13 protein-coding genes are annotated in these 11,801 nt (G+C 65.8%); 4 read left to right on the forward strand and 9 right to left on the reverse strand.

Going from position 1 to position 11,801, the window contains the following annotated elements; genetic code table 11:
- The coding region (locus QOH60_RS01670) for an NADH-ubiquinone oxidoreductase-F iron-sulfur binding region domain-containing protein (RefSeq protein WP_526416423.1) at window positions 1-976 on the reverse strand (976 nt) is incomplete at its 3' end.
- A gap of 33 nt (window positions 977-1,009) precedes the next feature.
- On the opposite strand from QOH60_RS01670, the gene QOH60_RS01675 reads away from it, so the two are divergent.
- Entirely contained in the window at window positions 1,010-1,477 is a 468-nt protein-coding gene (locus tag QOH60_RS01675; protein ID WP_526416425.1) for a hypothetical protein, read from the forward strand.
- A gap of 4 nt (window positions 1,478-1,481) precedes the next feature.
- Here QOH60_RS01675 and QOH60_RS01680 read toward each other — a convergent pair whose 3' ends face one another.
- From QOH60_RS01680 to QOH60_RS01695, 4 genes are read right to left on the reverse strand one after another with little or no spacing between them, the layout of a single operon-like run.
- Window positions 1,482-2,342 carry an alpha/beta fold hydrolase gene (locus QOH60_RS01680; RefSeq protein WP_526416448.1) on the reverse strand — a complete coding sequence of 287 codons (861 nt, stop codon included), beginning with the start codon at window positions 2,340-2,342 and terminating at the stop codon, window positions 1,482-1,484.
- A 17-nt stretch (window positions 2,343-2,359) separates the two neighbouring features.
- Complete coding sequence (locus QOH60_RS01685) at window positions 2,360-2,749, reverse strand: Rieske (2Fe-2S) protein (protein WP_526416427.1); 390 nt, start codon at window positions 2,747-2,749, stop codon at window positions 2,360-2,362.
- A gap of 1 nt (window position 2,750) precedes the next feature.
- A complete protein-coding gene (locus tag QOH60_RS01690; RefSeq protein WP_526416429.1) occupies window positions 2,751-3,896 on the reverse strand; it encodes an amidohydrolase family protein in 1,146 nt (381 codons plus the stop codon).
- A gap of 37 nt (window positions 3,897-3,933) precedes the next feature.
- Window positions 3,934-5,025, reverse strand: a complete 1,092-nt coding sequence (locus tag QOH60_RS01695; RefSeq protein WP_526416431.1) for an amidohydrolase family protein — start codon at window positions 5,023-5,025, stop codon at window positions 3,934-3,936.
- Between the two features lie 267 nt (window positions 5,026-5,292).
- Between QOH60_RS01695 and QOH60_RS01700 the strand changes: the two genes are divergently transcribed.
- From QOH60_RS01700 to QOH60_RS01710, 3 genes are all read left to right on the forward strand, one after another.
- Window positions 5,293-6,306, forward strand: coding sequence for an acyl-CoA dehydrogenase family protein (locus QOH60_RS01700; protein ID WP_526416433.1), 1,014 nt, complete (start codon window positions 5,293-5,295; stop codon window positions 6,304-6,306).
- Window positions 6,290-7,465 (forward strand): acyl-CoA dehydrogenase family protein, encoded by a 1,176-nt coding sequence (locus QOH60_RS01705; protein WP_526416435.1) that lies wholly within the window; start codon window positions 6,290-6,292, stop codon window positions 7,463-7,465. Before QOH60_RS01700 ends, QOH60_RS01705 begins: the two co-directional genes overlap by 17 nt.
- 90 nt (window positions 7,466-7,555) lie before the next feature.
- Entirely contained in the window at window positions 7,556-9,013 is a 1,458-nt protein-coding gene (locus QOH60_RS01710; protein ID WP_526416437.1) for an amidase, read from the forward strand.
- 24 nt (window positions 9,014-9,037) lie between these two features.
- Here the strand turns inward: QOH60_RS01710 and QOH60_RS01715 are convergent, their stop codons facing one another.
- The 4 genes from QOH60_RS01715 to QOH60_RS01730 all read right to left on the reverse strand — a co-directional run.
- Window positions 9,038-9,472 carry a hypothetical protein gene (locus tag QOH60_RS01715; RefSeq protein ID WP_526416439.1) on the reverse strand — a complete coding sequence of 145 codons (435 nt, stop codon included), beginning with the start codon at window positions 9,470-9,472 and terminating at the stop codon, window positions 9,038-9,040.
- 131 nt (window positions 9,473-9,603) lie between these two features.
- Complete coding sequence (locus tag QOH60_RS01720) at window positions 9,604-10,968, reverse strand: cytochrome P450 (protein WP_526416442.1); 1,365 nt, start codon at window positions 10,966-10,968, stop codon at window positions 9,604-9,606.
- Entirely contained in the window at window positions 10,965-11,162 is a 198-nt protein-coding gene (locus QOH60_RS01725) for a ferredoxin (protein ID WP_526416444.1), read from the reverse strand. Before QOH60_RS01725 ends, QOH60_RS01720 begins: the two co-directional genes overlap by 4 nt.
- A 15-nt stretch (window positions 11,163-11,177) precedes the next feature.
- The coding region (locus QOH60_RS01730) for an SDR family NAD(P)-dependent oxidoreductase (RefSeq protein ID WP_526416446.1) at window positions 11,178-11,801 on the reverse strand (624 nt) is incomplete at its 5' end.

Raw genomic sequence — 11,801 nt, forward strand, 5'->3', positions numbered from 1 at the left:
ACGCTGCAACCGCGACCGCGCAGTCGCCGGTCAGCAGCGAGATGGCCCCGCAGCCGAGCCCGCTTCCGAGCCGTCGCATCGTCTCGTGGTCAAGAGTGGTGTCCAGGATCTCCCGATTCAGCATCCCGGCGAAGTACCCGCCCATCAGAACGCCTCGCAGTGTGTCGGGCGGAACCTGATGTGCTGCAAGCAGTTCGGTGAAGGGAACCCCGTGCGCCAGCTCGTACAGTCTCGGCGCCTTGCCCCCGCCGGTGATCGTCATCAAGAACGTGCCGGGCGATGCGGACGTGCCCTCGGCGCGGAAGGCGTCGGCCCCGTGTTGGTGCAGGAACGGCAGGCTGGCCAGCGTCTCGACGTTGCTGACGAGCGTCGGAAGTCCTGAGACCCCTTCTTGGTACGGGCGCGGTGGCTTGTCGGTCGGTTTGGCAGGGCCGCCGTTGATGGCGCGCACGGCCGCCGTTTCCTCACCGGCGACATAGCCCGGCTCGACCACCACGACCGTCACCGCCAGACCGCCGAGCTCGTCGCCGAGTTCTGCCAGCGCCGCGTCGAGGGCGGCTTGGCTGGCCGGATCCGACACGTACATCACCGAGCGGCGGGCACCCACGATCTGAGCTGCCAGCCGCACACCGTCCAGAACCAGGTGCGGCCGATTGCGCAGCAGCCACCTGTCCTTCACCGACGCCGGTTCGCCTTCTTCGCCGTTGGCCACCACCACCGTTTCCGAACCGACGCGGCCGGCGTCGCGTACTGCGCACAGCTTCACGGCCATCGGAAATGCTGCACCCCCGCGCCCGAGCAGCCCACTGCGCTCGACGTCCTCCAACAGCGCATCCGCGTCTGCGAGCGGGCGGTAGCCGTCGTCGCCGCGGTACTCGGCGGCATCCTCGGCGCCAGGCTGCGTTCGCAACAGACGCGGCTCAATGCCCGGCCACACCACGGTGGCCAGATCGGTTGGCGCGGTAGTGGTTTTCACGACGCCTGGGCCCGACCCGATAAGGTGGCCGCCATGAGAACCGCGGTGGTGCGCGTCAAGGTGGACCCCACCGGCGTGCTCACGCCCGCACAGCTGAGCGAGGGCATGACGGCTCTGCGCTCGCTCGCCACGGACTGCGAAGTGGTGGACAACAACCTCCCCGACCTGCCTCCGGCAAGGCGCGAAGTAGAGCTGCTGATGGCCGGCGAGGATCCCGACGAGCTCAAGCGGGCAGCAATCGAGTTGTGCGCCAACGCCTTCGGTACCGCTCCGGAAGCCGGTGTGCTGACGTACGTGAGCAGGGGTACCGACGATGACGCACTCGGCGTGCTGGCGGGATTCGGGCTGGCGGGGGAGATCAGCCGCGCACCCGGCCCCGACGGATGGGACGTGGTGCACGTGACGCTGCGCTCGGCCGACCTGGAGCGGATTCCGGAAAGCCGCATCCATACCGCGCTGGAGGCGTCGCTGAATTGTGAGGTGCACATCCGCACGGTCTGAGCGGTCATGACCGGCCCAGGAATTCCAGGATCGGCGGGGCGGCCTGCACCCAGGTGTCGAACATGTTGAAGCCCTTCACCTCGCCCCGCGCCCGCGCCTGCGAGGCCTGCTCCCACGCGTCCTCGGGCCACGGCGGGTCGATCAGCTTGGAGCCCTTGATGAGGCAGCTCACTTCCAGCGACGTGCGCTTGGGGTGATCCCAGTCGTTCTCGCCGCCGCGGATGATCAGCGTTGGCACCGTGATGTTGTCGAACATGGTGTCTTCCACGCCGGGGATGGTCTGACCCGGCTTGGACACGAACGCGTTGAGCCAGCGCAGCATCAGTTTGAGGAACTCGTCGGGGTCCTGGGACAGGATCCGCTCTTCGTTCGCGGGGTTCTCCGCGATGCGTTCCTTCCATTCGCCCAGGCGCAGAAGGCCTTTCATGCCGAGGGCGCGAACAGCCTGAATGGTCGGCGTGATGTAGTGCGCACCGAGCACGAACGTTCCGTAGACGCCACCGACGATGTTCCACACGACGAGCTTGGTGACAAGCTCCGGGTACAGCATGGTGGTCAGCATCGAGTCACGAGCCCCGCCCGAACCGCCGGCGAGAATGCACGGTCCGATGTCAAGACCCGTGAGGAGTGCCCGCAGCGTCTCGGCTCGCATGTGCGACTCGCTCTGGCCGTAGAACTGGACGTCGGACTTGCCGCAGTTGGGCCGGTCCCACAGCAGGGCACGGTATCCGCCCTCGACAAGGGCGTCGGCCAGCGGGCGCAGGCCCCTGATGTCCTTGCTGAACCGGCCGCCAGGCGTCATCACGATGAAATCGCCTGTATCACCGAGGATTTCGTAGACGACCTTGCCGCCGTTGATCTCCATCGTCTGCTCGAGGCTCGTCACGCCGTCACCATCACTTCGTTGCCGACCACGCGCACCGGGTAAGTCCGGATGCTCCACTCAGGCTTCACCGCCGTGGTGCCGGTGGCCAACTCGAAACCCCATTGATGCCATGGGCAGTAGATGAACTCCAGGTCGCGCACCATCACGGCGTCACCCGGCACGGTCTCGTCGACAATCGTCCGGCCCCGTGGCCGCCCCAAGCACAGCGGCCCACCCTCGTGTGGACAGTAGTTCGCGATCGCATAGAACGTGCCGTTGACGTTGAACACGCCGACACCGTGCCGTCCGATCGGCACCAATTTGTGTGTGCCGGGCGGGATTTCGTCCACAGTGGCGACGACGTGCTCACGCCCCTGCGCGAGCCGAGGCGGTAACTGGGCGGTCAATTCAGAACACTCGCGTCTGGCCCTCGAGGGCCGGCACCGTCTCTGGAAGGTGGTATGTCGTAAGGCCGTTGCGGAACATGACGGCTTCGCGGGCGTGTTCCGGCAGGTGCTTGATCAGCCAGCGCGGGTCGTCGAACGTCCAGTGCGGATAGTCCGAGCTGTACAGCAGAATCTTGTCGGCCTCCATCCACTCCAGCGCCCGCGCCAACTCCATCTTGTCCTCCGGGTAGTCCAGGGGCTGGGTGGTGAACTTGATGTGGTCCTTGACGTACTCGGACGGCTTGCGCTTGATGTCCACCCACGACTTGCGCGCCTCGTAGATGGCATCCATCCGCCACATCAGCGGCAGGATCCACGAGAAGGCGTGCTCGACGAACACGATGCGCAGGGTGGGGAACCGGTCGAACAACCCGTCGAAGATCATGCTCATCACCTGGTTGGCGGCCAGCAGCGAGTACGTGACCATGAAGTCGTGGTTGTAGCTGGGGAAGCCCACCGGCGGCAACGGGAGTTGCTCGTACTCTCCGCGCCCGAGATGGCAGCTCACGGTGATGTCGTGCTTGGTGGCGGCGGCCCAGATCGGGTCGTAGACCGGATCTCCCCATGACGGCCGTGGTTCGGCCTTGATGAGGATCTGCGCCATGAAGGGGTGACCGGCCCACTTCTCGATCTCGCGCACGGCGCCGGGCGGATCCTCGATCGCGACGCAGATCGACCCGCGCCAGCGCTCGTGCCAGTTGTTCTTGCTGTCGAGCCAATGGTTGGCCAGCCACTCGTTGGTCGCGGCGCTCATGGCCTGGGTGACCTCGGCGATGCGGTATTCGCGGACCCCGGGTTCAAGGATCGCGACGTCCGAACCGGCGTCCATGATGAGCTGCCTCAACGCCATGTCGGGGTCGCTGCCGGGGAATTCGCCGTCCGCCGGGAACGTGTCGACGCGCATTGCATACGAGTGGGCGTAGTCGGGAGCGTCGTAATAGATCCGCTCACCGTTGCGTTGCGCGAGGATGAACTTGCTGCGCACCGGCTCGGGGATGTATTCGCCGAGCTCGCCACGCTTCGGCGTGGGATGGACGTCGGAGTCGACACACCGCACGGCGATGCGCTCGGCAGGAGCGACCCGATCGTGGGCCTGGGTGATTGTCATCAGTGGCCTCCATGCTTTTCTTTCAACGGCGTCTCTACTACTGTGCGGCCGCAGCGGCCGGAATGTCTATGCCGTACAGCTGTGCCGCGTTGCGCCAGCACACCTTTTCTCTCTGCTCCTCCGACAGCGCGCTGGGCAGCGCCTTCACGTCGCCGCAGTCCCAGTGCGGGTAGCTGGATCCAAACATCACCATGTCGTCCTTGCCGGTGAATCCCAACCACTGATCAGCGAACTCGGTGTCGCCAGGACCGTCGAATTTGCCCTGGACGAAGTACACGTGGCCGGGCAGATAGTCGCTCGGCATGCGCGGTGACCACGGCGTCTGCTCGAGGTGCGGCCGGCCGAAGCAGTCCATCCGCCAGATGAACGGCGTCAACATGTCTGCGGCCCCGTCAGCCCACACGAATTTCAAGTCGGGCATCCTTTCGAATACCCCTTCGGCGATCATGTTCATCAGGTGGTACAGGTAGTTCAGCCCCATGAATCCCACGAACTGCTCGAAGGTCCGCGAGATACCCGACGGCGTCGGCGAAAACGAGATCCCTGTGCCCGCCTCGATATGCGCGGCCACCGGCAGGCCCGCGTCGACCGCGGCCTCCCACAGCGGCCAGAATGTCGGCTTGCCGAACAGCTCCCGAGACTGCAGCGGAATGCCGATCTGCACGACACGTGGATGGTCGCGGTACTTCTCGATCTCGCGCAGCGCGCCCGGAATGTCGTCGGGGTTGACGCGGATGGTGCCGCGAAACCTCTCGCCGTGCTCGGCATGCTCCAACCAGCGCGACACCAGCATCTCGTTGTGCGCCGCGGTCAGCGCGGTGCCCAGATGGCGGTCAGGCATGACGCCGCGCGTCATCGGGTGCAGCACCGCGACGTCCACCCCGTGCTCGGTGAACAGGTGCTCGGCCACCAAGTCGGGATCCGAGCCGGGATAGCTGCGGTCGGGTCCGCGGCTGCCCTTGACGTACTCTCCGCCCGGGGCGGCATACCAGGCCATTTCGTAGTCCGGGAACCCTCGGCTCTTGAACGGCTCGTGCAGGACGTCGCGCAGGTCGCGGTTCGACGCGAAAAAGATGTGCACGCTGGCGTCGATCAGCGGGGTGCGCTGTCCGTCCGAGTGCTCGATCACGCGTACCGTCCTTTGCCGACTGCTAGCAAACCTAACGAAATTTATGCCGCAATTACATGTAGCACTCTTATTGTAAAGCTTTGTTCTTCGCTTGCAAGAACAAGGTTCTCTCGAATCTCATGCCGAACGCCCGATTCGAGCCCGACGAGACCCCCCGTAGCGACCGACCTGCCCCGTTAATGAGCACTACGCTTACGAGATTGGCACTTCCCTTCGTGAGAATGCTATTCTCACCGTCGTAGTCGATCGGCTAGGGAGACGGACCAGATGCTCTTAGAGTTCGACGCGGACCAGCGGCTGTGGCAGGAGACGGTGCGCGACGCCGTAGCTAAGCAATGCCCCCCGACACTGGTGCGCAGTGTGGCCGAGGACGGCGTGGATGCCTCGTCTATCTGGCTGCCGCTGTGGAAGACCTACGTCGACGCCGGCTGGACGGAGATGAACGATCCGAAGGGCGCGGTCGAGCTGGCCATCGTGCTCGAAGAACTCGGACGCGGATGCGACCCGACCCCTTTTCTCGCGACGATGTCGCAGTTCGCCCCGCTGGCGATGGACCGGTTCGACCCCACCTCCTCGGGCACGGCTGTACTCGGCGGCGTCACCGCGCGACGGGACCTCGACGGTTGGGTGCTCGACGGCACCGCGCGTCACGTTCTGGACGGCGACCGCGTCGACCGGTTGGCGGTGGTCACCGCGGCCGGAGTGTTCGTTGTCAGCGCCGCCGAGGTGACGGCGCGACGAACGCCCGTCTTCGACCCGGTGCTGCATGTCGCGGACGTGTCGTTTTCCGGGTTGAAGATCGCCGACGACGATCGGGTGAGCGACGCCGATCCCGAGCGGTCGCGTCACGTCGCGCTGACCGGCATGGCGATGACGATGGTGGGCGCCTGTCAGCGCATTCTCGAGTTGGCGCTCGACTATGTCCGCGAGCGCCACCAGTTCGGCGTACCCATCGGCTCTTTCCAGGCACTGCAGCACAAGGCCACCGACATGCACGTGGCGATCGAGCGCGCCCGCGCGCTGGGGTACTTCGCTGCGTTGACGATCGCCGCCGACGATCCGCGGCGCCGGCTCGCGGCGACGATGGCCAAAGCGGCGGCGGGGGAGTGCCAGACGCTCGTATTCCGTCATGGCCTGCAGTCGTTCGGCGCAATGGGATTCACGTGGGAGAACGATCTCCAGTTCGCGCTCAAGCGCGCCAAGGCCGGCGAGTTGATGCTCGGCGGCGCCGCGGAGCACCGGGCGACGATTGCCGAGGAGTACCGTGCAGCTCACTTTTGATCCCGACGTCGAGGCGTTCCGCTCGGAGTTCGCCGCTTTCGTCGACGAGAACCTGCCGCCGCAAGCCGAGACGCTGGAGCGCCCGCGTTCCGTCTCGCACATGCCGCAATGGGCCCGCCGCTGGCAGCGACTGCTGTTCGACAACGGCTGGCTGTTGCCTACTCAGCCACCTGAATTCGGCGGCCGTAACGCGACCGTTCTGCAGCAGTATGTCTACCTCGAGGAGCTGTGCCGCCGTCGGATCTACCACAGCCTCAACCCTCAGGGCGTGAACATCGTTGCGGCATCTCTGATTTCATTTGGCACCGAGGAGCAGAAGCAACGCTGGGCGGTACCGATCCTGCGTGCCGAGATCACCGCGTCGCTGGGAATGAGCGAGCCGAGCGCGGGCTCGGATCTGGCGTCGTTGCGCACCCGTGCAGTCCGGGACGGCGATCACTTCGTGGTCAACGGGCAGAAGGTGTGGACGTCGGGCGCTCACGATGCCGACGTGTTGCTGACGTTCGTCCGCACCGATCCCGACGCGCCCAAACACAAGGGCATCAGCGTGCTGATGATCCCGACCGACACCGAAGGTGTTGTGCGGCGGCCGTTCCCGTCCATCTGCGGCCAGGACGACCTGGATTTCAACGAGGTGTTCTTCACCGATGCCCGGGTTCCCGCGGAGAACCTCGTCGGCCCGCTCAACGGCGGCTGGAAGGTGGCGAACGGCTCGCTTGGTCATGAGCGCACCATGATGTGGCTGGGCTTCGCCGACCGGATCCACAACATGCTTGCAGATTTCGAGCCCAAGACCGAGTTGCAACGCGATCACTACGCCACCACGGTGATGGATTACGAGGCGTTGCGGTTGATGGGCTCGGCGTCGTTAGCCAAGGCGGCGCGCGGCGAGCAGGACACCGCGTCGGTGTCCGTACTGAAGCTTCTCGGCTCCGAGGCCGAGCAGCGGGGGTTCGAGCTTGCCTTCACCGCCTCGGGGCCCGACGGGCTCGCCCATCCGGCGATGACGGGGCCGTACGCGCCGATGAACCTGGACCAGTACTTCGCCAGCTGGTTCGAGCGCTACGCCCGCAGTTTCGCCGGCACCATCGCCGGCGGAACCTCGGAGATCCAGCGCAACATCATCGCCCAGCAGGTGCTCGGACTTCCGCGCGGTTAGCGTCCTTGGCGAACGATCGCCGAGGCTGTGACTGCCGTGGCCTCCACTCGCACTTTCCGCGCGGAATACAGTTTCGGCAAGGAGGCGCGCATGAGCGACCAGGACATCGGCCTGCGCCCTGCTCACGTGCTGGCGCAGGCCATCCGCAACCGCGAGCTGTCGAGCCGCGAGTTGCTGGATCACTACCTCAAGCGCGTCGATGAGCTGAACGAGCCGCTCAATGCCATCGTCACCCTTGATCCTGACGGCGCGCGCCGCGCCGCCGACGAGGCGGACCGCGCCCTCGCGCATGGTGAGGTCCGCGGTCCCTTGCACGGGCTGCCGATGACGGTCAAAGACACGTACGAGACCGCGGGCATGCGGACCACGTGTGGGGTTGAGGCATGGGACCACGTATCCGAGCATGATGCCGAGGCGGTGCGACGGCTGCGCGACGCGGGGGCGGTGATCTTCGGCAAGACGAACACGCCGGTGCTGGCAGGGGACTGGCAGACGTTCAACCCAATCTTCGGCACCACGAACAACCCGTGGGACACGTCGCGTGCTCCGGGTGGGTCGTCCGGTGGCGCTGCCGCCGCCGTCGCCACCGGCATGACGGCGATGGAACTCGGAAGCGACATCGGCGGCTCGATCCGCGTGCCGTCGAACTGGTGCGGTGTCTTGGGCCACAAGACGAGTTGGGGAATCGTCCCGCAACTCGGCCATCTCCCGCCCCCGCCTGGTGCGCTCGCCGGCTCCGATCTCAGCGTCGTCGGACCGATAGCGCGCGACGTCGACGACCTCGAGATGGCACTGGACGTGCTCGCAGGCCCGGTCGCTCCTGAAGCCGTTGGCTGGCGTCTGCAGCTCCCGCCGCCTCGCGCAACGAGGCTGCGTGACCTGAAACTGGCTGTCTGGCTTGATGATCCGGCATATCCCGTTCAGGCAGACGTGCGCGCAATTCTCGAGTCGGCGGCCGGTGCGTTGCAGGAAGCCGGCGCTCGGCTGGTCGATGCGCGGCCCAAGGTCTCGCTTCCGGAGTTGGTCCGGACGTATCAGCAATTGCTCTATCCGGTCATTCTCGCCGGCCTCCCGGAGAACCGGTTTGATCGCATGGCCGCGTTCGCCGCGTCGCTACCCGCCGAGGACGACGGTCCGCTGGCACGCACCGTTCGGTTCGGCACCTTGCGTCATCGCGACTGGCTGCGCGCCAACGAGCGCCGGGAGAAGCTGCGAGCGGTGATAGCGGACTACTTCACCGATGTCGACGCGGTGTTGATGCCGGTCACTGTGGTACCCGCCATTCAGCACGACCACAGTGAGCCGTTTGCGGACAGGGTAATTCAAGTTGACGGCGCAACCCTTCCTTACGTGGACCTATTCGCCTGGGTCGCGTTCGCGACCGTCGCGTACCTGCCCGCGACTGTGGTCCCGGTCGGGCATACCGACGCGGGTCTGCCGGTCGGCCTTCAGATCGTCGGGCCCTACCTCGAGGACCGCACGACGCTTGCGGTGGCCCGATGTGTGGCAGAGGTGCTGGGCGGATTTGTTCCGCCTCATGGCGTGTGACGCAGCGGTGGGCGCCCGAAAACCCTATTGCCCGTGGGGATGCTGAAGTGCCCACAGCCAGCGCCGCCATCGTGGCCAATTGGCTGGCGGCGGCTGCGCGGCGGGAACCTGAGCCGCTGCGGTCTCCGGCGCAGGGGCTTCGATCACCGTGGGCGGCGCGTCGGTGGGCGGCGCGGCCGCTTCGTTAGGTGACGGCGGGGCCACGACGGGCGACGGCGCAGCGATCGTCGACTGCGGAAGTGTCACAGCCGGTTTCGACGTGGGCGCGACAGAGACGACGGGATGTCCGCTGGGCCGCGTCGAATCCTGGGAGACCAGCAGGATCGCGACGACGAGGACCGTCAGGCCGATCAGACCGAGGCCGCCGAATACGAGGGTCGCGACGCTCTTCTCGTGCCACCTCTGGATGGTTAGCGTCGGTGTTGTTGTCGTGTCCTGCACAGTGTCGATGACCGGCACAGGTCGATGGTAGAGATCAACCTCGGGCTCAGCACCTCCCCAGGAAGCCGACCCTCCCCGTGAGCAGACGCAGAATCGCACGAAAGCAGGCGTTTTAATGCGATTTTGCGTCTGCTCGCCAGAGAAGCGAGTTAGTCGATGACGGCGGCTTCCTTGCGTTCGGTGATCGGCCGCGCGAGCTCCTGCTCGTCGCAGATGCGCTGCAGCTTCTCGAGCGTCTCGTCCAAGCCGGGCCCCAGCCGGCGGCCCGGGTTGAAAGTCGCCGGCAACTTGCGCATGCCCTGGATGATGCCGACCGTCTCGTAGTGCACCGCGCCCTCGCGGTCGCAGCGGTAGTCGGGCATTCGATCCAGCACCGCGGTGAGCATCGACTTGAACACGGTCCGCGCGACATTCGACCCGACACAGCGGTGCACGCCGATGCCGAAACTGAAGTGCCGGTTGCCTTTCCGGTCCATGATCAGTTGATTCGGGTCCTCGAAGACCGCGGGATCCCGGTTGGCCATGGCCCACGAGATCCACAGTCGCTCACCGTATTTGAACTCGCGGCCCTCGACCTCCACGTCCTCGGAGAACGTCCGCCCGTCTCCGGGTGCCGGTGTGAAGAAGCGCAGGAACTCCTCGGTGGCTGAATCCAGCAGCACGTCGCGCTTGCTGCTGAGCAGCTCGCGCTGATCCGGGTGCTCGGAGAGCCACTCGAGCGAATGGGCGGTCAGCGCGGTAGTGGTGTCGAAGCCGCCGCCGATGATCAGCCCGAGCATGCCCAGGATCTCTACGTCAGGCGCCGGCTCGCCACCGATCTGCAGCTGCAGCAGACCGTTGACGAGCCCCGGCCGCGGGCTCTCCCGGATCTCGAGCATCGCGGTCACTAGGTCCAGGCCCATCTCCCGGCGCATCGCGATGACGTTGTCCATCTCGGGGGAGTCCTCTGGTGTGTACACCGAAGCGTGCGTCGGCTCGCTGTACATCGACCATTTCTTCAGCGGAATGCCCAACATCGCCAGCGTCAGCACGGCCGGAACGATGTTCGCGAGGTCGTCGACGAAATCTATCGCGCCGCCCTCGATCTTCTCGTCGAGGCACGCGCGGACGGTCTCGTCGATGAACGGCTCCCAGCGCTTCACCGCCGCCGGCGACAGGTACGGGTTGAGGACAGTGCGATACGTGCGGTGCTCGTCGCCGTCCATCTCGAGGATGCCGCCCCGGACGCCGGCGACGCGCTTGGCGTACGGGATGGCGATGCCCTGAAACGGCGTCTGGCCCGTGAGGTCGTGGTGGTTCGCGACGACCGGGCAGCGCGCCAGCTCGAAGACCTCCTTGCTGCCTGCTGCGACCCAGTGCCCTTCATAGGTGTCCGTCCAGGCCACAGGGCACTTCGCGTGCATCTCCGCAGTGATCTCTTCGAACTGCAGTCGATATTCGGGGGTGTGCCGGTCGAAGTGATAACTGATCCGCTGGCTGTCTGCTCTTCGCGCAAGCGGCTCATCGCTGCTCATCGCCCGTCGATCTCGATCGCCTGCTCCGGGCAGGAATGCACGGCCTCCCGCACCGCGTCCTGGAGGTCGGGCGGAACGTCTTCGGTGACGGGCGAGCTGCTGCCGTCGATGTCGCTGAGTTCAAAGGAGTCCGGGGCGATCATCTTGCACAGCGTGTGCCCCTGACAGCGGTCGCCGTCAACACGAACCTTCACGTCCACCTCCGATGGTCAGGTGTTGCGGCCGCCGTTGACGCCAAGGATCTGACCGGTGATGTATCCGGCTTCTTCGGAGATCAGGAATGCGCACGCGGCCGCGATGTCCTCGGGCTTTCCGATCCGGCGAACCGGGGTGCGCTCGATGTTCTCCTGCAAGTCGCCGAGATAGCCGTGCGATTCCGCAGCGCGCAGCATCGGTGTGTCGATGAAGCCTGGCGGCACCGCATTGACCGTGATGCCGCTGGGGCCGTACTCCAGGGCCAGCGACTTGGTCAGCCCGTTGACCGCCGACTTGGCCGCCACGTACGGCGACATGTACGGCTGCCCGGAGTGGGTGCTCGACGACGAGATGTTGACGATGCGTCCCCAGCCGGCCTCGATCATGTCGGGCAGCACGGCCTGGATGCAGTGGAAAACGCCGTTGAGGTTGACGTCGATCACCCGCTGCCAGTCCTCGAACTTCAGCTCGGTGAACCGCTTGAACTTCTCGAGTCCGGCGGCGTTCACGAGCACGGTGACGGGGCCGAGTTGAGCGCGGATGGCCGCCAGCGCGTCGTCGACGGCAGCACGATCGGTGACGTCGGCGGTGTAGGCGGACTGGTCGTCGGACGGGTTGAGGTCGATGGTGGCGACGTG

This window comes from Mycobacterium sp. (assembly GCF_032159765.1).
GTDB lineage: Bacteria > Actinomycetota > Actinomycetes > Mycobacteriales > Mycobacteriaceae > Mycobacterium.